29 protein-coding genes are annotated in these 26694 nt (G+C 62.7%); 12 read left to right on the forward strand and 17 right to left on the reverse strand.

What is annotated here, in order from left to right; genetic code table 11:
- Positions 1-40 precede the first annotated feature (40 nt).
- The 5 genes from HP556_RS21495 to topA all read right to left on the reverse strand — a co-directional run bounded on the left by HP556_RS21495 (position 41) and on the right by topA (position 6753).
- Positions 41-268, reverse strand: a complete 228-nt coding sequence (locus HP556_RS21495) for a hypothetical protein (RefSeq protein ID WP_089263755.1) — start codon at positions 266-268, stop codon at positions 41-43.
- 116 nt (positions 269-384) lie between these two features.
- Positions 385-1122: an NUDIX hydrolase gene (locus tag HP556_RS21500; protein ID WP_089263756.1), complete on the reverse strand. Its 738-nt coding sequence runs from the start codon at positions 1120-1122 to the stop codon at positions 385-387.
- Positions 1123-1176: 54 nt separating this feature from the next.
- Entirely contained in the window at positions 1177-1599 is a 423-nt protein-coding gene (locus tag HP556_RS21505) for a DUF983 domain-containing protein (RefSeq protein WP_089263757.1), read from the reverse strand.
- 4 nt (positions 1600-1603) lie between these two features.
- Positions 1604-3997 (reverse strand): ribonuclease R, encoded by a 2394-nt coding sequence (rnr, locus tag HP556_RS21510; protein ID WP_175368468.1) that lies wholly within the window; start codon positions 3995-3997, stop codon positions 1604-1606.
- Positions 3998-4008: 11 nt separating this feature from the next.
- Positions 4009-6753 (reverse strand): type I DNA topoisomerase, encoded by a 2745-nt coding sequence (gene topA, locus HP556_RS21515; RefSeq protein ID WP_089263759.1) that lies wholly within the window; start codon positions 6751-6753, stop codon positions 4009-4011.
- 232 nt (positions 6754-6985) lie between these two features.
- On the opposite strand from topA, the gene HP556_RS21520 reads away from it, so the two are divergent.
- The gene (locus HP556_RS21520; protein WP_244528458.1) at positions 6986-7192 is read left to right on the forward strand and encodes a hypothetical protein; all 207 of its coding nucleotides are present in this window, start codon (positions 6986-6988) and stop codon (positions 7190-7192) included.
- Here HP556_RS21520 and HP556_RS21525 read toward each other — a convergent pair.
- Positions 7181-7630, reverse strand: a complete 450-nt coding sequence (locus tag HP556_RS21525; RefSeq protein ID WP_093761332.1) for a winged helix-turn-helix transcriptional regulator — start codon at positions 7628-7630, stop codon at positions 7181-7183. The two genes, HP556_RS21520 and HP556_RS21525, sit on opposite strands and share 12 nt — an antisense overlap.
- Positions 7631-7756: 126 nt before the next feature.
- Here HP556_RS21525 and HP556_RS21530 point away from each other — a divergent pair, with 126 nt between their 5' ends.
- Positions 7757-8530 (forward strand): glucose 1-dehydrogenase, encoded by a 774-nt coding sequence (locus HP556_RS21530; protein WP_120292057.1) that lies wholly within the window; start codon positions 7757-7759, stop codon positions 8528-8530.
- 172 nt (positions 8531-8702) lie between these two features.
- Here HP556_RS21530 and HP556_RS21535 read toward each other — a convergent pair whose 3' ends face one another.
- Positions 8703-9311, reverse strand: coding sequence for an FMN-dependent NADH-azoreductase (locus HP556_RS21535; RefSeq protein WP_175368469.1), 609 nt, complete (start codon positions 9309-9311; stop codon positions 8703-8705).
- 97 nt (positions 9312-9408) lie between these two features.
- Here HP556_RS21535 and HP556_RS21540 point away from each other — a divergent pair, with 97 nt between their 5' ends.
- A complete protein-coding gene (locus tag HP556_RS21540; protein WP_338117598.1) occupies positions 9409-9789 on the forward strand; it encodes a winged helix-turn-helix transcriptional regulator in 381 nt (126 codons plus the stop codon).
- A gap of 4 nt (positions 9790-9793) precedes the next feature.
- Here the strand turns inward: HP556_RS21540 and dprA are convergent, their stop codons facing one another.
- On the reverse strand, positions 9794-10912 hold the full coding sequence (gene dprA / locus HP556_RS21545; RefSeq protein ID WP_175368471.1) for a DNA-processing protein DprA: 1119 nt from the start codon (positions 10910-10912) through the stop codon (positions 9794-9796).
- 108 nt (positions 10913-11020) lie between these two features.
- On the opposite strand from dprA, the gene HP556_RS21550 reads away from it, so the two are divergent.
- Positions 11021-11485 (forward strand): hypothetical protein, encoded by a 465-nt coding sequence (locus HP556_RS21550; protein WP_246297845.1) that lies wholly within the window; start codon positions 11021-11023, stop codon positions 11483-11485.
- Between the two features lie 41 nt (positions 11486-11526).
- Here the strand turns inward: HP556_RS21550 and HP556_RS21555 are convergent, their stop codons facing one another.
- The 6 genes from HP556_RS21555 to HP556_RS21580 all read right to left on the reverse strand — a co-directional run bounded on the left by HP556_RS21555 (position 11527) and on the right by HP556_RS21580 (position 17414).
- A complete protein-coding gene (locus HP556_RS21555; protein ID WP_338117599.1) occupies positions 11527-12306 on the reverse strand; it encodes an alpha/beta fold hydrolase in 780 nt (259 codons plus the stop codon).
- Between the two features lie 90 nt (positions 12307-12396).
- On the reverse strand, positions 12397-12984 hold the full coding sequence (plsY, locus tag HP556_RS21560; protein WP_175368473.1) for a glycerol-3-phosphate 1-O-acyltransferase PlsY: 588 nt from the start codon (positions 12982-12984) through the stop codon (positions 12397-12399).
- Between the two features lie 86 nt (positions 12985-13070).
- The gene (locus HP556_RS21565) at positions 13071-14372 is read right to left on the reverse strand and encodes a dihydroorotase (protein WP_175368524.1); all 1302 of its coding nucleotides are present in this window, start codon (positions 14370-14372) and stop codon (positions 13071-13073) included.
- Positions 14373-14377: 5 nt separating this feature from the next.
- Complete coding sequence (locus HP556_RS21570; protein ID WP_089263769.1) at positions 14378-15331, reverse strand: aspartate carbamoyltransferase catalytic subunit; 954 nt, start codon at positions 15329-15331, stop codon at positions 14378-14380.
- A gap of 226 nt (positions 15332-15557) precedes the next feature.
- Positions 15558-16697, reverse strand: a complete 1140-nt coding sequence (locus HP556_RS21575; RefSeq protein ID WP_246297856.1) for an MFS transporter — start codon at positions 16695-16697, stop codon at positions 15558-15560.
- A 99-nt stretch (positions 16698-16796) separates the two neighbouring features.
- A complete protein-coding gene (locus tag HP556_RS21580; RefSeq protein WP_175368475.1) occupies positions 16797-17414 on the reverse strand; it encodes a TetR/AcrR family transcriptional regulator in 618 nt (205 codons plus the stop codon).
- Between the two features lie 272 nt (positions 17415-17686).
- Between HP556_RS21580 and HP556_RS21585 the strand changes: the two genes are divergently transcribed.
- From HP556_RS21585 to HP556_RS21595, 3 genes are all read left to right on the forward strand, one after another.
- Positions 17687-18430: a M15 family metallopeptidase gene (locus tag HP556_RS21585; protein WP_175368525.1), complete on the forward strand. Its 744-nt coding sequence runs from the start codon at positions 17687-17689 to the stop codon at positions 18428-18430.
- 67 nt (positions 18431-18497) lie between these two features.
- Positions 18498-20144, forward strand: a complete 1647-nt coding sequence (locus HP556_RS21590) for an isovaleryl-CoA dehydrogenase (protein WP_175368476.1) — start codon at positions 18498-18500, stop codon at positions 20142-20144.
- Positions 20141-20935 (forward strand): CPBP family intramembrane glutamic endopeptidase, encoded by a 795-nt coding sequence (locus HP556_RS21595; protein ID WP_338117600.1) that lies wholly within the window; start codon positions 20141-20143, stop codon positions 20933-20935. Before HP556_RS21590 ends, HP556_RS21595 begins: the two co-directional genes overlap by 4 nt.
- Here HP556_RS21595 and HP556_RS21600 read toward each other — a convergent pair whose 3' ends face one another.
- Genes HP556_RS21600 through HP556_RS21610 form a run of 3 tightly spaced genes read right to left on the reverse strand, consistent with a single transcriptional unit; the run spans position 20936 to position 22963 of the window.
- The gene (locus HP556_RS21600) at positions 20936-21862 is read right to left on the reverse strand and encodes an AEC family transporter (RefSeq protein ID WP_120292075.1); all 927 of its coding nucleotides are present in this window, start codon (positions 21860-21862) and stop codon (positions 20936-20938) included. It lies immediately after the preceding gene.
- Between the two features lie 4 nt (positions 21863-21866).
- Positions 21867-22358, reverse strand: a complete 492-nt coding sequence (ruvX, locus tag HP556_RS21605) for a Holliday junction resolvase RuvX (RefSeq protein WP_089263773.1) — start codon at positions 22356-22358, stop codon at positions 21867-21869.
- Between the two features lie 47 nt (positions 22359-22405).
- Positions 22406-22963 carry a GNAT family N-acetyltransferase gene (locus HP556_RS21610; RefSeq protein ID WP_175368477.1) on the reverse strand — a complete coding sequence of 186 codons (558 nt, stop codon included), beginning with the start codon at positions 22961-22963 and terminating at the stop codon, positions 22406-22408.
- 83 nt (positions 22964-23046) lie between these two features.
- Here HP556_RS21610 and HP556_RS21615 point away from each other — a divergent pair, with 83 nt between their 5' ends.
- From HP556_RS21615 to gatA, 5 genes are all read left to right on the forward strand, one after another.
- Positions 23047-23271, forward strand: coding sequence for a hypothetical protein (locus tag HP556_RS21615; protein ID WP_068732430.1), 225 nt, complete (start codon positions 23047-23049; stop codon positions 23269-23271).
- Between the two features lie 148 nt (positions 23272-23419).
- Complete coding sequence (locus HP556_RS21620) at positions 23420-24496, forward strand: NAD(P)H-dependent flavin oxidoreductase (RefSeq protein WP_120292081.1); 1077 nt, start codon at positions 23420-23422, stop codon at positions 24494-24496.
- 90 nt (positions 24497-24586) lie between these two features.
- Positions 24587-24874 carry an Asp-tRNA(Asn)/Glu-tRNA(Gln) amidotransferase subunit GatC gene (gatC, locus tag HP556_RS21625; protein WP_093761362.1) on the forward strand — a complete coding sequence of 96 codons (288 nt, stop codon included), beginning with the start codon at positions 24587-24589 and terminating at the stop codon, positions 24872-24874.
- 31 nt (positions 24875-24905) lie between these two features.
- Positions 24906-25139 (forward strand): hypothetical protein, encoded by a 234-nt coding sequence (locus HP556_RS21630; RefSeq protein WP_068732436.1) that lies wholly within the window; start codon positions 24906-24908, stop codon positions 25137-25139.
- On the forward strand, positions 25140-26618 hold the full coding sequence (gene gatA / locus HP556_RS21635) for an Asp-tRNA(Asn)/Glu-tRNA(Gln) amidotransferase subunit GatA (protein ID WP_175368478.1): 1479 nt from the start codon (positions 25140-25142) through the stop codon (positions 26616-26618).
- Positions 26619-26694 lie beyond the last annotated feature (76 nt).

A 26694-nucleotide genomic window follows, 5' to 3' on the forward strand; every position in this document is an offset into this window, starting at 1 on the left:
GCAGAGCAGGAAGGCGCCGCGGATGCGGCGTCTTCTCGTGTCAGAAACTGTGCATGTGCGCGCTGGCGCGATACTCGCTCGCCATCAGCTCTTCGTTTTCAGCAACCTGAATCCACGAGATGGCGAGTTGTAGCAATGCACGAACTTTGCGTGGGTCAGCTTCCACGCTGGCGCGCTGGCTGAGTGCCGACGCCTTGCGACGATATTCCAGTGACGCGCGCGTAAATGTCGAAGACTCGACCTGCGGCGTCCAATTCATCTGTCCCATAACAGGGAATTCCTGTGAGCAAGCAACGGTAGCTTACCGCGCCACACCAGTTATCCCACTACGGAAACAGTTAGAATTAGAATAGGTCGAAAAGCGAGACCTCTTACTTGATTAACTCAGCTTTCGCCGGGCAGCATGTCGAGTTGCATCTTGCCGCTGTACCAATGGAAGAAGGGCAGTGGCGCGTCGTGACGGAGCGGGCCGGTGGCGAGACGCTGCTGCAATTGATTGAGCACGTTCTTCGTCATTGCGTGCGCGTCGGCGAGATGTGCGGAGCCGAGTTCGACCCAGACCAGTTCCACCAATTCGGCATCGGCATGCACGACGCCCTCGACGCGATGCGCGATCGACGATGCATCCGCTGTGAAGAAACGTGTATCGAAGCGCTTGATACGGCCGGGTGGTGTGATGGCGCGCGCAATCAGAAACAGGCCCGAGGGATCGGGCAGGAGGCCTGCATCGCTAAAAGCTTCCCATACGCCGGGGAGCTTCCTGGTCGCGCCATCAACCTTGCGGCCGAGGCAGAGGCCGGTTTCTTCGCAGGCTTCGCGGATCGCGGCGACAGCAAGCGAACGCGCGCGCGACGGCGGCGTCTTCGGGCTGCCCTTCATCAGGTTGGCTTCAAGCTCCGGCGGCAAAGGTGCAGCCACCGGAATCTTGTTGTCGGTCGTGTCGACGCTGCCGCCGGGGAAGACGAACTTGCCGGGCATGAACACGACCTTGTCGTGACGCTTGCCGACAAGCACTTTCGGAATCGGACCGGAGCGATCGACCAGCATCAGGGTCGCAGCGTCGCGCGGACGCTTATAGGGATGGTGGTCGGCTTCCTTGCCGATCTCGACTGCGTCGCTCATTCCGTCTCCTGAAATTCTTCTTATTACGTGCTGTTCAAGGGGACGGAGAATGTATCAGTCAGCCGGGCCGTCGCCAAATCCATGCATGCGGAATGCCCACTGCAATCCCACCACGGCGCCCTTAACCGGCTGCAACAACAACAGCGACGCGATCAGCGTGATCGGCAGGTAGATCGCAAGTTGCAGCGCGACCGATGGCGAGTAGTTGGTCTCGATCCACAATGCGATCGGCACGACGATGTGACCGACGATGACGATCACGAGATAGGCGGGAAGATCATCGGCGCGGTGTGCAGAGAAATCCTGTCCGCACTTGTCGCAGTGATCTGCGGTTTTCAGGAAGGCGCGAAACATCTTGCCTTCGCCGCAGTTCGGGCAGCGACAGGCGAAGCCGCGCTTCATCGCGGTCCACACATTGCGTTTGGCGGAGGAATCCAGCGTCGCGCTCCAGATCTTCGGTGTGGTCAATGTCATCATGACGTTACCCCTTTTTTGGCTTGCCGGGGTTACCACCGGCGCGAGCCTTGTCAGCTTTGGCAGCCTGCCGGGCATTGCGACCGGGTTTGGCTTTCTTGGGCGCCTTGAGCTTCTTCGACGATTTGAACTTCGCACCAGAAGGTTTGGCACCCGGATGACGCGGCCGGTCTGCAGCGTCATTGCTGCGGGCATGTTCGCGTCGGCGGTTCCGTGGGGCGGTATTGCCCTCGGAGAGCATTTCGAACCGCAAGGCACCTGCAACGGGGGCTGCCTCGACCAGACGGACATCGACGACGTCACCCAACCGATGCATGGCACCACTGCGTGTACCGACGAGGGCGTGGCGAGCTTCGTCATAGTTGAAGTATTCGGTGCCCAACGTGCGGATCGGGATCAGGCCATCGGCGCCGGTCTCGGTCAATCGGACAAAGAGTCCAGCCCTGGTGACACCGGAGATCCGGCCCCGGAAGGTAGCGCCGATCTTGTCGGCCAAGAAGTGCGCAATCAGCCGGTCGGACGTCTCGCGCTCGGCCTTCATGGCCCGGCGCTCGGTGGCCGAAATCTGCGCCGAGATTTCGCTCAGCGTTTCCACGGTTTCGGTCTCGGGCAGTGCGCCTTCGCCAAGCCCGAGCGCACGGATCAGTGCGCGATGCACGATCAGATCTGCGTATCGCCTGATAGGCGAGGTAAAATGCGCGTAGCGGCGCAGGTTCAGACCGAAATGTCCGTAATTCTCGGCGGCATATTCCGCCTGGGCTTGCGAGCGCAAAACCACTTCATTCACCAGCGGTTCGGAATCCTGACCTTTGACCTGCGACAGCACCCGGTTGAATACCGATGGCCGCAGCGCGCCCGCTTTGACGAACGGCATGTCGAGGGTCTTGAGGAATTCCTGCAGGTTGTGAACCTTCTCCACCGAAGGCTCATCATGTACCCGATAGATAAGCGGCAGAGCCTTCTTTTCAAGCGTTTCGGCTGCGGCGACGTTGGCCAGGATCATGAACTCTTCGATGAGCTTATGCGCGTCGAGCCGCTCCGGTACGATGACGCGATCGACGGTACCGTCCTTCTTCAGCAGGATTTTTCGCTCTGGGATGTCGAGATCGAGCGGATCGCGTTCGTCGCGCGCGAGCTTCACCTGTGCATAGGCCGCGTAAAGCGGCTTCAGGATTGGTTCGAGCAGCGGGCCGGTAGTATCGTCGGGATGGCCATCGATGGCGGCTTGCGCCTGTGCGTAATTCAGCTTGGCCGCCGAGCGCATCAGGATGCGATGGAACGTGTGCGACTTCTTGCGGCCATCGACACCGATCACCATGCGTACGGCGAGGGCGCCGCGCGGTTCGCCCGGCACCAGCGAACACAGGTCGTTGGAGATGCGCTCCGGCAGCATCGGTACGACGCGATCGGGGAAGTAGACGGAGTTGCCGCGGATCAGTGCGTCGCGATCCAGCGCAGAGCCGGGACGCACATAGAAGGCGACATCGGCGATGGCGACGGTGACGATGTATCCACCTGCATTGTGCGGATCGGGATCGAGTTCGGCATAGACGGCGTCGTCATGATCCTTGGCGTCTGGCGGATCGATGGTGACCAGCGGCACATCACGCCAGTCTTCACGCCCCTGCAATGTCGCAGGCTGCGCGGCTTCCGCTTCCTTCAGCGCATCGCGGGAGAACGCTTGCGGGATATCGTGGGAATGGATCGCGATCAGGCTGACCGCTTTCTCGGAGGAGAGCGAACCGAGCCGTTCCTTGACCTTGCCGGAGCCGAGGCCATAGCCACGCGTGCGAATGAGATCGACGCTGACGAGATCGCCATCCTCGGCGCCGTTGGCGTCTGACGCGGCGATGTTGAGTTCGCGCCCGGCCTGCTTCTTGTCGACCGGGATCAATCGTCCGCCGCCATTCGGTAGCGCGCGATAGATGCCGAGCAGGCGCGTGCGGGCACCTTCGAGGACGCGTACGACGCGGCCCTGATAGCTGGCTAATTCGCCCTCGTTCTCGATCTTCTCGATACGCAGCAGCACGCGGTCACCGACGCCGGCGGCGGTGCCGGGCAGGGGACGGCGCGGCGTGTGAATGCGAATTTTTGGCACCGTGCCGTCTGCCTCGTCCCATTCGACGGGCGTGGCGATCAACTCGCCATCGGCATCCCTGGAGGTGATGTCGACCAGCACTGTCGGTGGCAGCGCTGCGGGCTCGCGCACGCTGCGGCCCTTTTTGGCGATGGCGCCTTCGTCGGCGAGTTCGCGCAGCATGCGCTTGAGCTCGACACGGGCGGCGTTCTTCAGTCCGAATTCACGCGCGATCTCGCGGGTGCCGATCTTGCCGGGATACGCGCGAACGAACGCGACGATGGCATCCCTGGTTGGAAAGCTGCTGTCGCGTTTCTTGTTCACAATTGTCCGTTCTAGCCAGCGCTCTTCTTCGCGACCGTTTTCGCGGCCTTCTTCTTGGCAGGCGATGTCTTCGCCTTCACCGGCGCGCGCGCCTTGCTGGCGGCAGCCGTTTCAGCCTTTGGCTTTGCCGCGGCTTTCTTCGCAACGGCCTTCTTGGCCGCCGGCTTCTTCTCGGCCGCGTCGGCCTTCTTGGCGACGGCCTTCTTCGCCGGTGCCTTCTTGGCGCCGCGCTTCGGCTTGATGCCGCCCTTGGCCACACGCTCGTCGATCAGCGCGATGGCCTCTTCGAGCGTGATCGTCTCCTGGGTCTTGTCGCTCGGGATCGTCGCATTGACGCCGCCCGCGGTGACGTAGGCGCCATAGCGTCCACCCTTCACGGCAACGCCGCCGAGGGTCGGATGGTCGCCGAGCGGCTTGCCGGGATCGGCGCCAAAGCGACGACCGCTCGGGCCCTTGGCGATCTTCTCGGCGATCAGCGTGACCGCGCGATTGAGGCCGATGTCGAACACCTCGTCGCCGGCTTCCAGGCTGGCATAGGTTTTCTCATGCTTCACGAACGGTCCGAAACGGCCGAGGCCCGCGGTGATCGGCTCACCGGTTTCCGGGTGCTTGCCGATCTCGCGCGGCAGCGACAGGAGCTTGAGTGCCAGATCGAGTTCGACATCGCTGGGCGACGTGTTCTTCGGAATGCCGGCGCGCTTCGGCTTCTCGCCTTCTTCGTAATCCTTGGCGTCGCCAAGCTGGATATAGGGCCCGAAGCGTCCGGCCTTCACCGCGACTTCGAGACCTGACACCGGATCGGGGCCGAGCACGCGATCGGCATTGGCGCCCGAGTCCGCTGCGAGCGGACGCGTGTAGCGGCATTCCGGATAATTCGTGCAGCCGACGAAGGCGCCGAACTTGCCGGCCTTCAGATTGAGACGACCGGTGCCGCAGGTCGGGCACTGGCGCGGATCGCCGCCGTCTTCGCGCGGCGCGTAAATGTGCGGGCCGAGCATCTCGTCGAGCGCATCCAGCACCTGCGCCACGCGCAGATCCTTGATCTCGTTCACGGCGCCGATGAAGTCGGTCCAGAAATCCTTGAGCACCTGCTGCCAGGAAATCTCGTTGTTGGAGATCCTGTCGAGGTTCTCTTCCAGCGCCGCGGTGAAATCGTATTCCACATATTTGGCGAAGAAGTTTTCGAGGAAGGCGACGACGACGCGGCCCTTGTCCTCGCCGTACAGGCGCTTCTTCTCAAGCCGAACGTAGCCGCGATCCTTCAGCACCTGCAGGATCGATGCATAGGTCGAGGGACGGCCGATGCCGAGCTCTTCCATGCGCTTCACCAGCGAGGCTTCCGAGAAGCGCGGCGGCGGTTCGGTGAAATGCTGGGTAACCGCGAGGTTTTCTTTCTTCAGCGCTTCGCCTTCGCTCATGGCGGGCAGGCGGCGTGAATCTTCATCCTCGGCGTCGTCGTCCTTGCCTTCCTGATAGACGGCAAGGAAACCATCGAACTTCACGACCTGACCGGTGGCGCGCAATTCGAGCAGGCGCGATCCTGCCTTGGCAGCGATATCGACGGTGGTGCGCTCCATCTCGGCGGATTCCATCTGGCTGGCGATGGTGCGCATCCAGATCAATTCATAGAGCCGCGACTGATCGCTATCGAGACGGCCGCGCAGGCTCGCCGGGCGACGCGACATATCGGTCGGGCGGATCGCTTCGTGCGCTTCCTGCGCGTTCTTGGCCTTGCTCGTATACTGCCGCGCGGCGTCCGGCACATATTGCTTGCCGTAGTCTTCGCCGATGACAGAGCGAGCCTGCGTGATGGCGGAGGGGTCGATCTGCACGCCGTCGGTTCGCATATAGGTGATGAGACCGGTGGTTTCGCCGCCGATGTCGATGCCTTCATACAGACGCTGCGCGATGCGCATGGTGTGCGCCGGCGCGAAGCCGAGCTTGCGGCTGGCTTCCTGCTGCAGCGTGGAGGTCGTGAACGGCGCCTGCGGATTGCGGCGGGCGGGCTTGGCATCGACGGTGGAGACCGTGAAGTTGGCGGCTTCGATGGCCTTCTTGAAGTCTTCGGCTTCCGCACCGGTGCCGATATCGAGACGCTGGATCTTCTTGCCGTCAGCGCCGACCAAGCGGGCTTCGAAACTCTCGCCGCGCGGCGTCGCCAGCGTGGTCACCAGCGACCAGTATTCGCGCGGGATGAACTTCTCGATTTCCTGCTCGCGGTCGCAGACCAGGCGCAGCGCGACCGATTGCACGCGGCCGGCGGAGCGGGCGCCGGGCAGCTTGCGCCACAGCACAGGAGAAAGCGTAAAGCCCACCAGATAATCGAGTGCACGGCGCGCCATATAGGCGTCGACCAGTGCGCCATCGATCTCGCGCGGGTTCTTCATCGCGTCGGTGACGGCCTGCTTGGTGATCGCGTTGAACACCACGCGCTCGATCTTCTGGTCTTTCAGCGCGCGCTTCTGCTTGAGGACTTCGAGCACGTGCCAGGAGATGGCCTCACCTTCGCGATCAGGGTCGGTCGCGAGAATGAGCTTGTCGGCGCCTTTGACGGCCTTGGCGATGTCGTTCAGTCGGCTGGCGGCCTTGGGGTCGATCTCCCAGATCATCTGGAAATTGGCGTCGGGATCGACCGATCCGTTCTTGGCGGGAAGGTCGCGGACATGGCCGAACGACGCCAGGACCTCATAGTCCTTGCCCAGATACTTGTTGATCGTCTTGGCCTTTGAAGGCGACTCGACAATGACGAGATTCATGTGATTCCAATAACTTACAGGGGGAATCCGGCTTGGGTCTGCGAGAGTCGCGCCAGCCGTTTCGCGGCGAACATGGGTGCGAAGGGGTCCCGTGTCAAATCGTGAGTTGTTGATGGCCGCGTCTGTTGGTTCCCAATCACTTACCAAGGGTTGTAAAATGCAACCATTAGGGGTATGATTTGATGCTTCGTTGGTGCTGATTTCGCCCGGACTGCCCGGGTAGGGAATGCCTATGACACCGCCCATTCCGGACGATCAGGCGCAGGGCGATGGCGGGCCCGAGGAGGCGGCTCTTTATATAAAGAGTGCGGTCCGCGATCTGTCGCGGATGGCGCGCCGCCATCGCCACGACATGCTCGCTTACCTGCTCGACATGGCGCATCTCGAAACCGAGGAGATCCTGCGGCTGCAAGGACTGCGCAAGCCCTCAGGCAGTTGAGGGCACAATCGTGGTGTCGCCATAGCCGAGCAGCCTGCCGTCGGCCGCATGCAGTTCCAGCTTCTTGATCTGCTTGCCACTCTTGCGATCGACCATGATGGTCGTCGGTTCGCCGGGCTTGAACGCATAATCCTCGCCCCACTGGCGCAGCGCCACCATGATCGGGTGGACCGCCTGGCCTTTCGGGGTCAGGACATAGTCCTGATAGGCGCTGCCGTCGGCTGCCGGCTCCAGTTTCAGGATGCCGTCCTCCACGAGGGCTTTCAGCCTGACGGCGAGAATGTTCTTCGCCAGTCCGAGACTCTTCTGGAATTCGCCGAAGCGCCGGGCGCCCAGCATGGCGTCGCGGATGATCATCATCGTCCAGCAGTCGCCGATCACCTCCATGGAGCGGGCGACGGGGCAGGTGGAGTCCTTGAGACTGGTGCGTTTGGCCATGCGACTTTCCAGCGGCGGGAAAAAGAAATGCAGTGATTAGCGGACATGTGGTTGCATTATGAAACCATCCGCCCTAAATGGCAATGTAGTTTTAAAAAGCAACCACTTGATCATCAGGAGATCACCATGCGTTTGGCGAACAAGACGGCGCTCATCACGGGCGGCAATAGCGGTATTGGACTGACCACGGCGAAGCTCTTCGTCGCTGAGGGCGCCAAGGTGGCCATCACTGGTCGCGACAAGGCGAGGCTCGACGCGGCGGTGGCCGAACTCGGCCCGAATGCGATCGGCATCGTGGCTGATGCGACTGACATTGCTGCCACCGAGAATGCCGTGGCCAAAGCTGTCGAGAAATTCGGCAAGCTCGACATCGTATTCGCCAATGCAGGCATCAGCGCGCATACGCCAGTGGGTGGCACCGCGCTCGATGTGTTCGAGTCCGTCTTGAAGACCAACATCACCGCCGTGTTCTTCACCGTGCAGGCGGCAGCCGCGCATCTCAACGATGGCGCGTCCATCATTCTCAACGGTTCGGTGATCTCCGTGCTCGGAAATCCCGGCTATGCTGCCTATGCCGCGAGCAAGGCCGGCGTGCGCGCGATGGCCCGCGTGATGGCGTCCGAACTGTCGCCGCGCAACATCCGCGTAAACGTGGTCTCGCCGGGCGCGACCGCGACGCCGATCTGGGACCGTGTTGCGCCGACGCCGGAAGCTTTCAACGCATTCGAGAAGCGCCTGTCGCAGACCATTCCGCTCGGGCGTTTCGGCAAGCCGGAAGAAGTTGCGAAGACCGTGCTGTTTCTCGCGTCGGATGATGCATCGAACATTCAGGGCGCCGAGATTTTCGTCGATGGCGGCGTGACATCGGCCCCGGCAGGTGCACCGGCCTATCGTAGCTGAATGATCGCAACGCGCATCGTCATCCCGGGGCAGGCCGAACGCGCAGCGGACGGCATGAACCCGGGATCTCGATATGTGAATCTCATTTCGAGGTTCCTCGCCACTCCAATTGGAGTGGCTGAGGTTCGCGCATTCAGCTGCGCTGAAAACGCGCCCCGGAACGACGCGTTAGTTAAGCCGCGTGGAGATCTGTCGCTGCCTGCAAGGCACCGGCAACGGCTTTCTCGCGTAGCTCCGGTCCCATCATGATGCCGTCGGCGGCGATGAATTCGAGATTGGTGACGCCGATGAAGCCGAACACCCAGCGCAGATAGGTTTCGAGATGTTCGCCGGCAGCCGTCGGCATGTCCGCGCCGTAGAAGCCGCCGCGTGAAATGGCGACGATGACGCGCTTGCTGCCCGCGAGGCCTTCGGCACCCTTGTCGCCGTATTTGAATGTCTTGCCGGCGACGAGGATGCGATCAATCCACGCCTTGAGCTGGCTCGGAATGGTGAAGTTGTACATTGGTGCGCCGATCACCACGATATCGGCAGCAAGAAACTCCTCCAGCACGGCACTACCGGCGGCGAGATCGGGCTGAAGCGCCGCATCGGGCGCTGCGCCCTGCGCGACGGCGAGATGGGAGCCGGACAGATGCGCCAGCGGCGTGGTGGTGAGATCGCGGTAGATGGTCTCAAGGCCGGGATTGGCCTTGGCCAGCCGGTCGGTAATAGCGGCGGAAACCTGCCGGCTGACGGAGTGGGGGCCGAGAACGCTGGAATCGATATGGAGCAGTTTCATGTGGTCACCTCATGGTATAGGTTTGTAACTGACGCTACATGAGTGACTGGCCGAAACCGCACAAGAAGGCACAATTTTGAAACCCGAGCACAAAAAGGTGCCTGCTTTGCCGGCGATTCCGCATCAGGAGAGCGACTGTCGCGGCGTCGCCTCGGTGCTGGCGCGGGTCGGCGACAAGTGGAGCGTGCTGGTGATCATGCTGCTCAGGGGCGGCCCGCGGCGCTTCAACGAATTGAAGCGCATGATCGGAGGCATCTCGCAGCGGATGCTGACTCTCACGCTGCGCGGGCTCGAACGCGACGGTCTGGTGACGCGTACCGTGTTTCCGACCGTGCCCCCGCGTGTGGACTATGAACTCACGGATCTCGGCCGAGGCCTGAGCGATCCGGTCATAAAGCTCGGCGAATGGGCGCAGCAACATCTGCCCGATATCGACACCGCACGAAAAAACTTCGACGGGCGCAATTCGGAGGACTGAGTCCTCAGATCATCGACACCAACCCTCCGCCATGACGCTCCAGCCGTCCGGCAAGCTCGAGCTCCAGCAGCACGATGCGTACGGTGGCAGCCGATGTACCGGCAAGGCGAATAAGATCGTCGATGCCGACCGGGCTTGGGCCGAGCAATGCGATCACGCGTGCGCGGTCGCTGCTGTCTGGTTCATCGAATGACGTGACGTCATCAGGTTCACGGCTCGGCAATTCGATCGGCCGCTCCATGATCGGCGCGACGGCATTGATCACGTCGGCCGCTTCGGTCACCAGCGCTGCGCCTTGCTTGATGAGGTCGTTGGTGCCGGCGGCGCGGGGATCGAGCGGCGAGCCCGGCACGGCAAACACTTCGCGGCCCTGTTCGGCGGCCATCCGCGCCGTGATCAGCGAGCCAGAACGATGCGCCGCCTCGATCACCACGACGCCGAGCGCTGCACCCGAGATCAGGCGATTGCGACGCGGGAAATCGCGGGCGCGGGGGACATGGCCGAGCGGCATCTCCGAAATCGCGCCGCCGTTGTCCACCAGGGCGAACAGCAGGTCCTCGTGTTCGGGCGGATAGATCTTGTCATGACCGCCAGCCAGCACAGCGACGGTGCCGCTGGTGATGCTGGCGCGATGCGCGGCCTGATCGATGCCGCGTGCGAGGCCCGACACGATCACGAAACCGGCATCGCCGAGATCGCGCGCCAGTCTCTCCGCGAATTTCAATCCTGCTCCGGACGCATTGCGCGAGCCGACGATGGCGATCATCGGCCGCATTAGCGCATCCACTTTGCCGCGGATGCCGAGCAGCGGCGGTGCATCGTCGATCCCCGCCAATCGCGGCGGGTAGCCGGGCTCACCAGGCGCGACAAGCGCGACATCCATCTTGCGTCCGAGGTCGAGTTCACGCTGTGCGTCGTCGGCGCTGCAGATCCGGCCGGCGCGGGCAGCGCCGCCGCGGCGCGCCAGATCGGGCAGTCGCTCCAGCGCGGCGCGTGCGCTGCCGAAATGGTTGATCAGCGATCGAAAAGTACGCGGCCCCACATTGTCGCTGCGGATCAGCCGCAACCAATCGAGCCGCTGGGCGTCCGTGAGCTGTGTGCTGCCCTGTGAGATGCTGTCCAAGCCATGCTCCCCCGGTGGGGAGTGTCTATCAACTTAAGGATGCATTCAATTGACATTCGCACTTAAGGTGCGAGAGTAGGGGTGAGCCCTGATGGCTTGTGTTCAGTGATGGCAATGCTTTGGGACGTGAACAACTTCCAGCGGATCGGCGCATCGAGCAACGCCGCCGTTGGGCGTGAGTTCGAGGAAGCGGCGCAGATCTTCTTTCATTCCGAGGGCGTGCAGCTTGCGCGCAATTTCGTCGTACCCGTCGGCCACCGGCTACAGAAGAACAAGCGCTTCGATCTCGGCAGCGCCAGCCCGCGCATCCTGGTGGAGTGCAAGTCCTACACCTGGACAGTGTCCGGCGATCGGCCGAGCGCCAAGATCCGCGGCATGAACGAAGCCATGCTGCTGTTCGGTGCGGCGCCACGCGACTATCGGAAGATTCTGTTCGTGCTCAAACATCTTCACCCGCATTCGAAGGTGAGTCTGATCTCGCACTATATCAAGAACAACGGCCACCTGATCAGCCGCGGCGTCGAGATCTGGGAGTTCGATCTCGACGCGAAGCAGGGCGCGCGGGTGTTTTAATGTCCCGTGCGGCGCGATCAGAATGCCGCTTGTTTCTTCGGCTACCGGATCGTCAAATTCATTAGTTCGTCGGGAAGTTCGCGCTGCGCGCACCATGCCTTGACGGTGGCGGCGAACAAGTCAGGTCGTTCGCCATTCCAGGCATGGCCGACGCCCTTGGCCAGCCGCGCCTGCGAGTTCGGCAGCACCTGACGCAGCCGCGCCATTGAAGCGAGGATCAAGGGGTGTTCGTGTTCGCCTGCGACGAGCAGCGTCGGCGTTTGAATTGCTGCCGCGTTCGCGGGAAGTGAAAACGCGCTGGCGTCGTGGCTTGCTCCGATGAAGTCTCGGATAGACAACGGCTGGAGCGATTGGCGATAGGCCTCGAACCGATCCGCTGGAATGTTCAGTGCCCGCGCGTTGAGGCGCGCAAACAGCCGGGTTTTGATCAGCGGCGCAATCGCATAGGCGGCGGCGTCGATCAGCCATCTGTTGGGGAGCGGCAAGACGTTGATCCCGCTCAACAAGGCCCGCTCGACGACACTGGGATGCCGCGCCAGAAGCGTCAGCCCGACACAGGCACCGAGTGAGAGACCGACGACATGCGCGCGCCCTGACGGTACATTTTTGCGGATGATCTCCGCGACGAGATCGGCGGTCTGCTCGCACGAGCGCCACCTGACGTCATGGCTGTGCCCATGGCCGGGCAGATCGGGGATGAGACAATCGAAATCCGTCAACTGCTCGATCTGCTCCTGCCACATCCAGCCGCTGGTTCCGATTGCGTGCAGGAATACGACAGCGGGTAGGTTCGGCCTGCTTGATCTGTGCAGATGAAGCACGCGTGGAGCCTTTGCAGACTTGTTTGGTGGGAAGTGTCGCCGCGCCGGGAGATCTTGGCCGTGGATTCTGATGTTTTAATGCTGCAACTACTACTTCGCGCCGATCTTGCCTTCGGTGCCGTTCAGCAATCGCTTGATGTTCTCGCGGTGCATGAACCACAGCAGCAGCGTCAGCGCGGTGGCCAGCACGGCGAGTTGCGGTGCCTTGGCCCACCACAGGAAGATCGGCGTGATGGCGCTGGCGGTCAGGGCCGAGAATGACGAGTAGCGCGAGGTGAAAGCGCAGGCGAGCCAGGCGAGGCAGAACACGATGGCGGCCGGCCAGTACAGGCCGAACATGATGCCGATATAGACGGCGACGCCCTTGCCGCCCTTGAAGCCGAGCCAGACCGGGAAAAGGTGCCCAAGGAAAGCGAAGAGACCGGCGATCATGGCCGGGACAGGACCGCCGACACTGCCGGCGATGATCACGGCGACGGTGCCCTTGAGGGCGTCGAGCAGCAGCGTCGCCGCTGCGAGGCCCTTGCGGCCGGTGCGCAGCACGTTGGTGGCGCCGATATTGCCCGAGCCGATGGTGCGGATGTCCTGCGTGCCGGCGAGCTTGGTCAGCACCAGTCCGAACGGGACGGAACCGAGGAAATAACCGAGCGCGGCGGCGAATATGTAGAGAACGATCATTGGACCTCTATTCTAAGACGCGCTTCGCACTTTCGTGCTCCCAGACGCGCTCCGCGCTTTCGGTGTCCTAAGACACGCATATGGCGTTAGACGTGCTCGTAAACGGTGCGTCCGCCGACAATAGTGCGTGCGACGCGCCCCGTGAAGCGGGCTTCGTCGAATGGAGTATTCTTGCATTGCGATTTCAGGTCCGCGGGATCCAGCACCCACGGTACATCGGCGTCAATGACAATGATGTCGGCGACAGCGCCGGCGCGCAGCGTGCCGCCCGGCAGGCCGAGCAGTTCGGCCGGGCGTGTCGACATCGCACGGATCAACTGGGTGAAGGTGAGCTCGCCATTGTGGATCAGCCGCAATCCCGCCGACAGCATTGTTTCGAGGCCGATGGCGCCCGGCGCGGCTTCTGCAAATGGCAGGCGCTTGGTCTCGACGTCCTGCGGATTGTGGTCGGACATGATGACGTCGATCAATCCTGACGCGACGGCCTCGACCAGCGCGCGGCGGTTCTCTTCGGTGCGGAGCGGCGGCGACAATTTGAGATAGGAGCGATAGGGCCCGATATCGTTTTCGTTCAGCGTCAGGTGATTGATCGACGCCGAGGCGCTGACACGCAAGCCGGCGTCGCGGGCGCGCTTCAGGATCTCGATGGATTCGATGCAGGTCAGTGAGGCCGCATGATAGCGCCCGCCGGTGAGGGCGACGAGGCGCATGTCGCGCTCCAGCATGATGGCTTCGGCGGCATTGGGAATTCCCATCAGGCCGAGCCGTGACGCGCGCTCGCCTTCATTCATCACGCCTTCGCCGACGAGGTCGGGATCCTCGGTGTAATGCACGATCAGCGCGTCGAAATCGCGCGCATAGGTCAGCGCACGGCGCATGATCTGCGCGTTGGTGATGCTCTTGTCGGCATCTGTGAAAGCGACGGCGCCGGCCGCTTTCAGCAGCCCGATCTCGGTCATCTCGTGGCCTTCGAGGCCCTTGGTCAGGGCGGCCATCGGATGGATGTTGACGATGGCGGTGTCGCGGGCGCGGCGCAGGACGAAGTCGACGGTGGCAGAATTGTCGATGGTCGGCGAGGTGTCCGGCTGGCAGATGATGGTGGTGATGCCGCCGGCTGCGGCTGCACGGCTGGCGGAGGCGAAAGTCTCGCGGTGGCTGGCGCCGGGTTCGCCGACGAAAGCGCGCATGTCGACGAGGCCGGGGGCCACGACCTTGCCGACGCAATTGATGATGTCGGTGCCTTCAGGCACACCGGCCGCGCCGATGCCACGGCGGGCATCGCGGATAACGCCGTCGGCGATCAGGACGTCACCGACGCCGTCGAGATCGCTGGATGGATCGATCAGGTGCGCATTGGCGAGGAGGATAGGGCGGCGATCTGTCAGCATGGGCATCACGCGTTCGGCAGGTTGCGCGCGAGCGCTTCGAGCACGGCCATGCGGACCGCTACGCCCATCTCGACCTGTTCACGGATCAGCGATTGTGCACCGTCCGCGACGAGGGAGTCGATCTCGACGCCGCGGTTCATCGGGCCAGGATGCATCACCAGCGCGTCAGGCTTGGCATAAGCGAGCTTCTTCTGGTCAAGGCCGAAATACTGGAAATATTCGGCAGAGGACGGCACGAAGGAGCCGTTCATGCGCTCGCGCTGCAGCCGCAGCATCATGACGATGTCGGCGCCGTTGAGGCCTTCGCGCATGTCGCGCGCGACCTCGACACCCATGCGCTCGATGCCCGGCGGCAGCAGCGTGGAGGGCGCGACCACACGGACGCGTGCGCCCATCGTGTTGAGCAAGAGAATGTTGGAACGCGCGACCCGCGAATGCAGCACGTCGCCGCAGATCGCGATCACGAGACCTTCGAGGCGGCCCTTGTTGCGACGGATGGTCAATGCGTCGAGCAGGGCTTGCGTCGGATGTTCATGGGCGCCGTCGCCGGCATTGATGACGGAGCCGTCGACCTTGCGCGCCAGCAGTTCGACCGCGCCGGAGGCATGATGGCGCATCACGAGAATGTCCGGATGCATCGCGTTCAGCGTCATCGCGGTGTCGATCAGCGTCTCGCCTTTTTTGATTGAGGACGACGACACCGACATATTCATGACGTCGGCGCCGAGCCGCTTGCCGGCCAGTTCGAACGACGACTGGGTGCGCGTCGAATTCTCGAAAAACAGATTGATCTGGGTGCGACCGCGCAGCGAGGAACGCTTTTTGTCGACTTGGCGGTTCAGCTCGACATATTCCTCGGACAGGTCGAGGAGGCCGGTGATATCCGCGGCGGAAAGGCCCTCGATGCCCAGCAAATGCCGGTGTCCGAGGACGAAAGAGGATTTCGTGGCTTGGGTCATTAAAACGAAAGCTATAGGCAGAGTTCAAAAGCGGAGCAAGCGCGATTCGCCCGCTTTTCGGTTATCCCCCGGTCAGTCCGACCACATTCTTGCCGTCATGCCCGACGAATGCCGGGTATCCTCTCCACGGCGTACCGTTTTGGGACCACCTTCAGCGAGGGGCGACGCCGAGGCCGACAAGCCGCGTCCAAAGAGCTGACAGCGGCTGGGCAGTCTCGGCATCGTTCTATTCCGTTGCGAAGTACACGACCGCCACGACGGGGAACGCGAAACCGACCCATGAGGCGAGTGTCCATCCTCCCTGCGCGTAGGCCCATCCGCCTGCCGCCGAGCCAACCGCCCCGCCGACAAAAAACGTCGCCATATAGAGCCCGTTGAGACGGCTGCGGAATTCCGCACTAAGTGAGAAGATCGCGCGCTGCCCGAGAGTAAGATTAGCCGAGACGCCGAAATCGAGGAGGATCGCTGCTGCGACGAGAAGACCGAGGGCCAGCGTCGAACCTTCAGGCGCGATGTGCGTCATCAGGAAAGCACCGGCCACCGCAAGCATGGCGACAGCGGTCGCAGGGCGACTCCATCCGCGATCGGCAATCCGGCCCGCGATCGGGGCGGCGACAGCACCGGCAACACCCGCCAGCGCGAAAAGCGCGATCCCGCCTTGCGACAGGTGGAATTCCGGCCCCGCGAGCAACAGCGGCGTCGTGGTCCAGAACAGACTGAACGCACCGAACAGGCAGGCGTGATAGAGCGCACGCCTTTGCAGGATCGGCGTCGTCACCGCCAGATGCCCCATCGAGGCCAGCAGTTCTCCGTAACGAAGTTTCGACGTCGGCATACGCCGTGGCAGCGCGTGGCTGAGAACCAATGCGAGGACAATCATCGCACCCGCCGACAGGAAGAACACGGCGTGCCATGACGACAATTCAGCGATGAAACTGGACACCGGGCGGGCCAGCATGATGCCAAGCATCAACCCGCTCATGACGTTGCCGACAACGCGGCCCCGGCTCGCTTCAGGAGCCATATGAGCTGCATAGGGAACGAGAACCTGCACCGCGACCGACCCGAGGCCGATGAAGAGGGCTGCGATCAGGAACGGAAGTGCGTGAGGTGACAGTGCCGCGCCCAGCAGCCCTAGGGTGGCGACGCCAAGCATAATGAGGGTGAGACGACGGTTCTCGATGAGATCGCCGAGCGGCACGATCAGCAGCAGACCCGCCCCGTATCCGATCTGCGTCAAGGTGACGATAAGTCCCGTCGCCTGCGGCGAGAGGCCGAGCGCGGCACTGATCGGCCCGGCCAGTGGCTGGGCATAATAAACATTGGCCGCGATAAGCCCGCAGGCGGCGGCGAGGAGGAAAGTCATTCCAGTGGAAACAATCCGCCTGTCGGGCAGGTGGTCGGTGATGGTGGTCACGGTCGTCCTCACAATAGGAAACATTCGTTTTCTAATTTGGCAAAAAAATCAGGTGAGCGTGCGCATGGCAACCTCCACTACGGCTGCCATCTCCGCGCGGGTTCGCCCGGTCTTCCCGATGACCCTCATGCCTTGAAGCAGGCAGAGCATCAGCCGGGCGGTTGCCTTGCTGTCGATCCCGGTGGGAATGGAGCCGTCAACCTGCCCTTGTTGAATCAACTCGGCCATCATGGCCTCATTCCGCTTGAAGGATGCCGTGACACGCTCGGCGACCTCCTTGTCGAAGATCGCAAGTTCCGTTGCGCTCCCGACGACAAGGCATCCCTGCAGCCCCTCCGCGCCGTGTGACGATTCGACGTAGAAGGCCAGGGCATTACGAATACGCTCCAGTCCCGTTGCGCCATTTTTGATGGCGCGAGCTAGCTTTTCATTGCGAACCGCCTTGTTCCGATCGAAGGCGGCAATAAAAACCGCGCGCTTGTCTTTGAACGCCTTGTAGATGCTGCCTTGGGTCAGTTCCATTGCATCTGTCAGATCGCCGATCGACGTGGCGTGATAGCCACGCTCACAAAACACCCGAACGGCTTTATCGAGAGCTTCGTCTACGTCGAACTCACGCGGTCGGCCGGGGCCCCGGGAAGCGGATGATGGTACGGCGTTCGACATCACTCCTTATAGAAAATGAACGTTTTCAAATCAAGGGCTTTGAGCAGGTAAAGCGCCAAGCTTTCGGTCCTTTCCAAACGGTCAGCACGCCGATACGACTGTCTCCTGACGCGGAGCGCGCCCTGTTCGGTCAAACATTGGCGGCGGGTCCGTCAGCTCGAACGACTATGACCCGACTTATCGGCGCGTTCGCCCCAGCCGCCTTTGCATCAAGTCGCCCCGATTGGATGGCGGAAGCCCTGATGATCAATTGTCTCAAACGATCCGTTGCGATGATATGGGGCCTTTCCGCGATCATGCTTGGCGTTACGCCCGCGCAATCACAGACGTTGCCCGATGATTTCGTGTTTCTGCGCGATATCGATCCCTCGATCCGGCAGGACATCCGCTATGCCGGCGTCAACAATTTCGTCGGCCGCAAGCTCAGCGGCTATGATAGCGCGGAATGCGTGGTGAAGCGCCCGGTCGGCCTCGCTCTGCAGAAGGTGCAGCGCGAGTTGATGGCGCAAAACCTGTCGCTGAAAATGCTGGATTGCTATCGGCCGGTGCGGGCGTCGCGCGACATGGTGGCGTGGGCGCGCGATGGCAACGAGACGCCTGCGCAGAAGCGTTACAATCCATCCTTCAGCAAGGCGGATCTGTTCAAGCTCGGGTATATCGCCGAGCGCTCGGGCCACTCCACCGGTGCGGCGCTCGATCTGACGCTGGTCGATCTGCGTGCGCCTGCGTCGCCCGCATTCGATCCGAACAAGGCCTATGCAGGCTGCATCGCGCCGGAAGCACAGCGCGCGCCCGAGGGCAGCGTCGACATGGGCACGGGTTACGATTGCTCCGATGCCAAGGCCCATACCGGATCGCGCGCGATCTTGCCCGCACAGCGGCGCTGGCGGGATCTTCTGACGTCGGCGATGGGCAGGCAGGGCTTTGTGAATTATTCCAAGGAATGGTGGCACTTCTCGCTGCCGGGCACAGGTGCGCGCGCCTACGATTTCCCGATTGCACGGCAGGCAAGATAGCCCCGTGAAATCCCGCCCGATCCGGCGTAAAATGATTCGCAATACCGCCTCCAGCCGGAACTGATTCATGACCGACGCTACCTCTGCCATTCATGCGGTGCTCAACCAGTCGCCACCATTCGAGGACGTCAATCTGTTCGAGCTGGACCGGCCGCTCGTGGAAGCGGTTGCGATGAACGAGGGCTCGTTTGCCTATGTCGACCACGCTGAATTCGGTCAGCTCTGGGGATCGGCAGAGATGGCGCAACGCGCGCGGCTGGCCAACGAGAATACGCCGAAGCTGCGGACTTTCGATGCGCGCGGCAACCGGCGTGATGAGGTCGAGTTTCATCCGGCCTATCACGAGCTGATGGCACAGAGCATTGCAGCGGGAATTCACAATTCGACATGGACGCGTGACGGCAAGTCCGCACGCGGCGCGTCCGAAGTGGCGCGCGCCGCAAAATTCTACATGGCGGCGCAGGTCGAGACCGGGCATCTATGCCCGATCACCATGACGCGCGCTGCGGTGGGGGCATTGGCTTTGCAGCCGGATGTGCTTGCACAAGTCATGCCTTTGATCGCCAGCCGCGATTACGATCCGAGCTTTGCGCCCTGGTCGGCCAAGCGCGGCATGACGCTGGGCATGGGCATGACCGAGCGGCAGGGTGGCACCGATGTGCGCAGCAACATGACGCGCGCGGTGCGCGACGGCGATGCATATCGCATCAGCGGCCATAAATGGTTCATGTCGGCGCCGATGTGCGACGCGTTCCTGGTGCTGGCGCAGGCCGAGGACGGGTTGAGCTGTTTCTTCATGCCGCGGTTCCGGCCGGATGGTTCGCTCAATGCGCTGAACTTCCAGCGCCTGAAGGACAAGCTCGGCAATCGCTCCAACGCGTCGTCGGAAGTCGAGTTCAACGATGCCTATGCACTGCGCGTCGGCGACGAGGGCAAGGGCATCCGCACCATCATCCAGATGGTGCAGCTGACGCGGCAGGATTGCGCCACAGCATCCGCCGGTTTGATGCGCTCGGGTCTGGTCCATGCGCTGCATCACGCCAGGCATCGCAGCGTGTTCCAGAAACACCTCGCCGACCAGCCGATGATGCAAAGTGTGCTCGCCGACATGGCCCTGCATGTCGAGGCATCGACGGCGCTGGTGATGCGGCTGTGTCGCGCCTTCGATTTGGCGCCGGAAGATTCATCCGAGGCGGCCTATATGCGTTTCCTGACGCCGGTGGTGAAATACTGGGTCTGCAAATCGGCGCCGGGCTTCCTCTATGAGGCGATGGAATGCATGGGCGGCAACGGCTATGTCGAGGAGGGCATTCTGGCGCGGCACTATCGTGAGGCGCCGGTCAATGCGATCTGGGAAGGCTCCGGCAATGTAATGTGCCTCGATGTGCTGCGGGCGCTGTCGCGCGAAGGCGACGCATCGACCGCGGTGCTGCAGGATCTGATGCTGGAGACGCGCGGACTGCCCGGCGCGGCCGACACTGCGGCCTTTATCATTCGCACCTTGCTGCGGCCCGATAGCGAGCGTGTAGCGCGGCAAGCAGTGGAATCGCTGGCGTTGCTGGCAGCCTGCGCCGCGCTGAACATGGTACATCCGCCCCATGCCGAACTGTTTGCGCGGACACGCCTCGATGGTGCGCGCAACGCGATCTACGGCACCGCTGAATTGACCGAAGCTCAGGGGCGGGGACTGCTCGAGCGGGCGTTGCCGCAGTGAGTGCACTAGAGACGCCGATCGCTCCCGTCGCACCCTCGGATCTGCCACCCGCGACAAAGCTGCCGCGGGTCTGGAAATTCTGGGGCACTTGCCTCTGGGGTCTGTTCGCTTTTGCCGCGATGTTCGTCGGCCAGTTGACCGTCGTCGCCTATTACCTGCTGATCAAACATGCGCCACTCGATGCGACGCTGCTGATCAAGGCGATGAGCAGCGGTACGACCATCGCCGCGTCCGTTCTCATGGGGCTTCCGGCAGTGTGTCTGGCGCTGTGGCTGGCGACGCGCATGGCGCGGCAATCCTTCGCCGACTATCTGGGGTTACGCGGCACGTCCTGGAAAAACTATGTCATTGGCACGGTGGCGCTGATCGTGCTGGTCGGCGCCTGGGAGCTGGTCGCAAAAGGCATGGGGCGCGACTCCGCGCCGACTTTCATGCTGGAAGTGTTGAAGTCGGCCCGCGCCGACGGCGCGCTGTGGTTGCTCGTGATCGCGTTCTGCGTCGGGGCGCCGATGACCGAAGAGTTTTTCGCGCGAGGCTTCCTCTATCGCGGCTGGTCGGAATCGTTTTTGCGGCCGTTTGGCGCCATCGTTGCGTCATCGCTGGTCTGGACGGCGATGCATCTGCAATACGATTGGTTCTTCTTCGTCGAGATTTTCACCATCGGTCTGCTGTTCGGCTATATGCGTTACCGCAGCCACTCGACATTGCTGACGATCTTTCTGCATGGCCTCAACAATCTGGCGGCGACTGTTCAGACGCTGCTGATCGCGAACGGTGTGATATCGCCGTAGCTATTCCGCCAGTGCAATGAAGATGGGCATGGTCAGGACCGCCAGCGTGGTTTGAATGGTCAGGATCTGCGCCAGGAGGGGCGCGTCGCCGCCCATCTGCCGCGCCAGAATATAGCCGTTCGATGCCGACGGCACCGACGCGCAGCAGACGACCACCGCGAGGTTGGTGCCGGACAGGCCGAAGGCGATGCCGAGGCCCATGGCGATCAGCGGCATCACGGCGAGTTTCAAGACGACCGTCAGTGCTGCAGCCATGCCGGGTCGGTGCAGGCCTTCGAGTTGAAGACCTGCGCCGACAATGAGCAGGCCCATCGCCAGAGAGCAGCGCCCGAGTGCATCGAGGAATTCGTGTGCGGGGCGCGGCACGGGCAATCCGGCCAGGTTGATCGCGAGGCCGATCACGCAGGCCCAGATCAGCGGGTTCTTGGCGATGGTTAGCAGCAGCGCCGGCCAGGACAGCCGCTGCGGCGAGGCATAATGCGCCAGCACCCAGACCGCTAGAATATTCAGCAGCGGGATCATCGCGACCATACCCACGGACGCCAGCGTGATGCCGAGGTCGCCCCACAGATTGCCGGCGACCGATAGTGCCACGAAGGTCTGCCAACGCGTGGCGCCCTGAAACAGCGACGTAAATGCCGGCCCATCGAGGCCGATGGCCCGCGCCAGCAACGGACGCAGCGCCAGACATAGCGCGGACATCAGGATGACGGAGAGCAACAAGGCACCGCCGACACCTGCAATGGGTACCGAGGACAGATTGGCGCGCGCCAGCGTGTCGATGAGCAGGGCGGGGAACAGCACGTAATAGACGAGCTGTTCCAGCCCGACCCATTCGATGTTCTGTTTCAGTAGCAGGCGCCGCAGCGCGTAGCCGAGCACGATGAGCAGGAAGACCGGGACGAGAGCGGCAAATACCGTCAGCATGGGGTCAGCGAATATCCGGCGTGCGCAGCAAGGCGGCGAGGCGATCTAGCGCACCCTGAAGAATGAAGATCGCGGCATGTTCGTCGATGACTTTGGCGCGTTTGGCGCGGCTGACATCATTGGCAATCAGTTCGCGCTCGACCGCAGATGTGGAGAGCCGCTCGTCCCAGAAGGCGATCGGCAGTTCGGTCAGTTTCGAGAAGTTGCGGGCGAAGGCGCGTGTCGATTGCGCGCGCGGTCCCTCGCTGCCGTCCATATTGATGGGAAGACCAAGGACGAAGCCGCAGATATTTCGCTCAGCGGCAAGCTTGATGAGGCGTGCGGCATCCGCCTTGAAGGCAGTTCGCTCGACAGTCTCAATGCCGGTGGCGAGACGGCGATCGGGATCGGACACCGCGACACCAATGGTCTTGGTGCCGAGATCGAGACCGATCAGCGCACCGCGGGCCGGAAGATGTGCGGCGGCTTCGACGAGGGGAAGGATGACTGCAGGCATGGTCCCGCATAACATGCGGAGCCATCAGATCAAACGCTGCGCCGCAATTATCGGGGCGGACGGCGGCTGCGCCATTCCTCGGCGGTCATTTCCCAGATTTCCGAGGGCCAACGGCCGGAGACGTAGTCGCGATCCTCGGTGGCGATCACGCGCATGCCGGAGGTTTCCGAAATCCGGCGTGAAGCCGTGTTGGCGATGGCCTTGATGACGCGCAGGACGGGCCGCTGCAGGGTGTCGAACCAGTAATCGGTCACGGCATCGCTGGCCTCGGTCATCAGCCCTTGCCCGTGCCAGGCGGGATCGAGCCAGAAGCCGCGGTTGTCGTCGACGCCGTCCCTGACATTGATCATGCCGATCAACTGGTCCGGTGCGCTCTTCAGACGGATTGACCAGTGCCATTCGGTGCCACGCTCCATGCCTGGCAGCACGACATCGCGCAGGAAAGTGAAGGCGCCATCAGCCGGGTAGGGCCATGGCACGCGGCTGGCCAGGAAACGCACCACCTCTATTCGCGGGAAAAGCCTTTGCACGGCATCGGAGTCAGCCAGCACGAGTGGGCGCAGGATCAGCCTGGGCGTGGTGAGTTCGGGAATGGCAGCGGTCATCGGTCGCGTTTCACATCGGTGGTGATTTGCGGCAAGGTAGCATCGTTCCCGCGTTTCTGCGTCTTATGTCACGAGCTCGATCTATGGACGCTCTCAGCCTGTTTGGACTGTTCGCCGTCAGCGCCATGCTGGTCTGCTACGCGCTGGAGGCACGCAGTCCGTGGTTCACGTTGGCCTTTGCCGGCGCCTGCGGGCTCGGATCGCTCTATGGCTTCCTGCAGGGCGCCTGGCCGTTCGGGCTGGTGGAGGCGATCTGGGCCGGCGTGGCGCTGCGCAAGTGGATGCTCATCCCCCGCGCAACCGCATAGCTCACGCGGGTGCGGCCGTGTTAGCCTGAGCAAGGCTCGGCAATGATGCGCGTGCCATTTCCTCACGTTTGTCTCAAGATCGTCACTGCTTTGCCGCTGGATTCAGAGGCATTGCCGCAAGATTGTCGCAAGAATCCGGAGATCCCCCATGTGGCCCGACCGCCGACTGATCGACTTATTCGGCACCGAATTTCCCATCGTGCAGGCGCCAATGGCAGGTGTGCAGGATGCCGACATCATGATCGGCGCAGCGGAGGGCGGCGCACTGGCCTCGTTGCCGTGCGCTATGATCTCGCCGGAGAAAGCCCGTGAGCAGATCAATATCGTGCGCCAGCGCGTCTCCGCGCCGGTCAACATGAATTACTTCTGCCATACGGCGGTGGACGCCGATCCGGCACGCGAGGCCAACTGGCGCAAGCGGCTGTCGTCCTATTACGCCGAACTCGGGCTCGATCCGAATGCAGACATCAATGCGGCCAACCGCGCGCCGTTCGATGAGGCGATGTGCGCGCTGGTGGAAGAGCTGAAGCCCGAAGTGGTCAGCTTTCACTTCGGCCTGCCGGATCCGGCGCTCTTGAAGCGCATCAAGGCAGCCGGCTGTCGGGTCATCGCCTCTGCGACCATCGTCAAGGAAGCCGTCTGGCTCGAAGAGCGTGGCGTCGACGCGGTCATTGCGCAGGGGGCGGAGGCCGGCGGTCATCGCGGCATGTTCCTGACCGAGGATATCGCCACGCAGCCCGGCCTGTTCGCGCTGTTGCCACAGGTGGTGGATGCGGTGAAGGTGCCGGTGATCGCGGCCGGCGGTATCGCCGATGGGCGTGGCATTGCGGCAGCCTTTGCGCTCGGCGCGGCGGGTGTGCAGATCGGTACCGCCTATCTGCGGACGCCGGAATCCAAGGTGAGCGGGCCGGGTCGCGCGGCCCTGGCCGGGGCGTCGGATGCCTCCACCGTCATCACCAATGTCATGACCGGCCGTCCTGCCCGGGGCGTCATCAACCGCGTGATGCGCGAGGTCGGGCCGGTCTCGCCCGATGCGCCGGCATTCCCGCATTCGGCGACCGCGCTGGGGCCGCTGAAAGCCGCTGCCGAGAAGCTCGGACGGACTGATTTTACCAATCTCTGGGCCGGGCAGTCGGTCGGAATGGGCAGCGAACGGCCTGCGGCAGAGCTGACGCGGTCGCTGGCGGCCGCCGCATTGGCGCGGATGGCTGAATTGCGGGGCTAGGGCGCCAAACAGGGCGGAGGCGTCCGCCGGTTGCGGCGCGAAACCTCCGTCTGCTATACGGCGGGCAGATTTCGCCTGAGGCCCTATATAATGTCCGTCGATGCTGCCACCGTTCGCCGTATCGCGCATCTCGCGCGGATCGCGGTTACTGACGCTGAAGTTCCCCATCTGCAGGGCGAGCTGAACGCGATGCTGGCCTTTGTCGAGCAGTTGCAGGAAGTGAATGTCGACGGCGTTGAGCCGATGACCTCGGTGATGCCCATGGAAATGAAGAAGCGCGCCGATGTCGTCAATGACGGCGAGATCGTCGACGCGGTGACGGCGAATGCGCCGGAGTCCGAAGATCATTTCTTCCTGGTGCCGAAAGTCGTCGAGTAATCGAGCAAGAACCGTTCGAACGGAAACCGCCATGTGCCTGCTTTGCGACGATGAAAAGTCCTATCAGCTCTATATGGACTACCTCGACGAGATGGAGCGTCAGGGGAAGGTCAAGGACGTCGACGCGGCCATGGATGCCATCCTCGACAAGGTTCAGGCCGCACAGGAGGCTGACGACAAGCTCCGCCGCAGCTCTTTCAAAAAAGATGCACCTGAAAACGACAAGACGCTCTCTCCCTTCTTTTGCAGCCCGGTCAATAAATAGATGACAGATCTGACGTCGCTGACACTCGCCGAGGCGCGTGACGGCCTTGCGACCAAATCCTTCACGTCAGTCGAACTGACCGATGCGCATCTCAAGGCGATGGAAGCCGCACGCGTGCTGAACGCCTATGTGCTGGAGACGCCGGATCAGGCGCGCGCCATGGCGCAGGCGGCCGACGCGAGACTCGCCAAAGGCGAGGGCGGCTGGCTTGGCGGCGTCCCGCTCGGGATCAAGGATCTGTTCGCGACCAAGGGCGTGCGCACAACCGCATGTTCGAAGATCCTCGGCAATTTCGTGCCGCCTTACGAGTCGACCGTGACCGCACAGCTGTGGCGTGACGGGGCGGTGATGCTCGGCAAGCTGAACAATGATGAATTCGCCATGGGCTCGGCGAACGAGACTTCGTTCTTCGGTCCGGTGATCAATCCGTGGCGGCGCGACGGCTCCGACGTCAATCTGGTGCCTGGCGGCTCGTCCGGCGGTTCGGCTTCGGCCGTTGCCGCGGGTCTCTGCCTTGGCGCCACCGCGACGGACACCGGCGGTTCGATCCGCCAGCCCGCGGCCTTCGCCGGCATCGTCGGTATGAAGCCGACCTATGGCCGCTGCTCGCGCTGGGGCACGGTCGCTTTCGCGTCGTCACTCGATCAGGCCGGGCCGATTGCGCGCACCGTGCGCGACACCGCGATCCTGATGCGTTCGATGGCCGGCTACGATCCCAAGGATTCCACCTCGGTCGATCGCGAAGTGCCGGATTACGAGGCCGCGATCGGCAAGTCCGTCAAGGGCATGAAGATCGGCATTCCCAAGGAATATCGCATCGACGGCATGCCGGGCGAGATCGAGAAGCTCTGGTCGGAAGGCGCTGCGCAGCTCAAGGCCGCCGGTGCCGAACTCGTCGACGTGTCGTTGCCGCACACCAAATACGCGCTGCCGGCCTATTACATCGTGGCGCCCGCCGAAGCCTCGTCGAACCTCGCGCGCTATGACGGCGTGCGTTATGGCCTGCGCGTACCCGGCCGCAGCATCAGCGACATGTATGAAAATACCCGCGCCGAAGGTTTTGGCGCTGAAGTGCGCCGCCGCGTCATGATCGGAACCTATGTCCTCTCGGCCGGCTATTACGACGCTTACTATCTCCGCGCGCAAAAAGTCCGCACGCTGATCAAGCGCGACTTCGAAGAATGCTTCGCCAAGGGCATCCATGCGATCCTGACGCCGGCGACACCGTCGGCCGCCTTCGGCATTGGTGAGAAGGGCGGCGCCGATCCGATCGAGATGTATCTCAACGACATCTTCACGGTGACGGTGAACATGGCCGGCCTGCCGGGCATCGCGGTTCCCGCCGGCAAGGACGCGCAGGGATTGCCGCTCGGGCTGCAGCTGATCGGGCGTCCATTCGACGAGGAAACGCTGTTCTCGATCGGCGAAACCATCGAGCAGGCATCGGGGCGTTTCACGCCAACGAAGTGGTGGGCCTGACATCATCATCCGCGTGAAGTGTTGCGCGTTTGACATTGCGTTTTGCGGTGCACTTGGCCATGGTTTGCCCATGAGC

Origin of the sequence: Tardiphaga robiniae, from assembly GCF_013359755.1 — a bacterium.
GTDB lineage: Bacteria > Pseudomonadota > Alphaproteobacteria > Rhizobiales > Xanthobacteraceae > Tardiphaga > Tardiphaga robiniae.

Bases quoted from the DNA above. Each gene is read 5' to 3' on its own strand.
- HP556_RS21585 (WP_175368525.1), top strand. From the start codon at position 17,687: ATGATATGGGGCCTTTCCGCGATCATGCTTGGCGTTACGCCCGCGCAA.
- gatA (WP_175368478.1), top strand. From the start codon at position 25,140: ATGACAGATCTGACGTCGCTGACACTCGCCGAGGCGCGTGACGGCCTT.
- HP556_RS21610 (WP_175368477.1), bottom strand. From the start codon at position 22,963: ATGACCGCTGCCATTCCCGAACTCACCACGCCCAGGCTGATCCTGCGC.
- gatC (WP_093761362.1), top strand. From the start codon at position 24,587: ATGTCCGTCGATGCTGCCACCGTTCGCCGTATCGCGCATCTCGCGCGG.
- HP556_RS21570 (WP_089263769.1), bottom strand. From the start codon at position 15,331: ATGACCCAAGCCACGAAATCCTCTTTCGTCCTCGGACACCGGCATTTG.
- HP556_RS21495 (WP_089263755.1), bottom strand. From the start codon at position 268: ATGGGACAGATGAATTGGACGCCGCAGGTCGAGTCTTCGACATTTACG.
- HP556_RS21530 (WP_120292057.1), top strand. From the start codon at position 7,757: ATGCGTTTGGCGAACAAGACGGCGCTCATCACGGGCGGCAATAGCGGT.
- HP556_RS21575 (WP_246297856.1), bottom strand. From the start codon at position 16,697: ATGACTTTCCTCCTCGCCGCCGCCTGCGGGCTTATCGCGGCCAATGTT.
- HP556_RS21500 (WP_089263756.1), bottom strand. From the start codon at position 1,122: ATGAGCGACGCAGTCGAGATCGGCAAGGAAGCCGACCACCATCCCTAT.
- HP556_RS21505 (WP_089263757.1), bottom strand. From the start codon at position 1,599: ATGATGACATTGACCACACCGAAGATCTGGAGCGCGACGCTGGATTCC.
- HP556_RS21550 (WP_246297845.1), top strand. From the start codon at position 11,021: ATGGCAATGCTTTGGGACGTGAACAACTTCCAGCGGATCGGCGCATCG.
- HP556_RS21630 (WP_068732436.1), top strand. From the start codon at position 24,906: ATGTGCCTGCTTTGCGACGATGAAAAGTCCTATCAGCTCTATATGGAC.
- plsY (WP_175368473.1), bottom strand. From the start codon at position 12,984: ATGATCGTTCTCTACATATTCGCCGCCGCGCTCGGTTATTTCCTCGGT.
- HP556_RS21565 (WP_175368524.1), bottom strand. From the start codon at position 14,372: ATGCTGACAGATCGCCGCCCTATCCTCCTCGCCAATGCGCACCTGATC.
- HP556_RS21615 (WP_068732430.1), top strand. From the start codon at position 23,047: ATGGACGCTCTCAGCCTGTTTGGACTGTTCGCCGTCAGCGCCATGCTG.
- HP556_RS21620 (WP_120292081.1), top strand. From the start codon at position 23,420: ATGTGGCCCGACCGCCGACTGATCGACTTATTCGGCACCGAATTTCCC.
- HP556_RS21600 (WP_120292075.1), bottom strand. From the start codon at position 21,862: ATGCTGACGGTATTTGCCGCTCTCGTCCCGGTCTTCCTGCTCATCGTG.
- HP556_RS21520 (WP_244528458.1), top strand. From the start codon at position 6,986: ATGACACCGCCCATTCCGGACGATCAGGCGCAGGGCGATGGCGGGCCC.
- HP556_RS21590 (WP_175368476.1), top strand. From the start codon at position 18,498: ATGACCGACGCTACCTCTGCCATTCATGCGGTGCTCAACCAGTCGCCA.
- ruvX (WP_089263773.1), bottom strand. From the start codon at position 22,358: ATGCCTGCAGTCATCCTTCCCCTCGTCGAAGCCGCCGCACATCTTCCG.
- HP556_RS21535 (WP_175368469.1), bottom strand. From the start codon at position 9,311: ATGAAACTGCTCCATATCGATTCCAGCGTTCTCGGCCCCCACTCCGTC.
- topA (WP_089263759.1), bottom strand. From the start codon at position 6,753: ATGAATCTCGTCATTGTCGAGTCGCCTTCAAAGGCCAAGACGATCAAC.
- HP556_RS21525 (WP_093761332.1), bottom strand. From the start codon at position 7,630: ATGGCCAAACGCACCAGTCTCAAGGACTCCACCTGCCCCGTCGCCCGC.
- HP556_RS21580 (WP_175368475.1), bottom strand. From the start codon at position 17,414: ATGTCGAACGCCGTACCATCATCCGCTTCCCGGGGCCCCGGCCGACCG.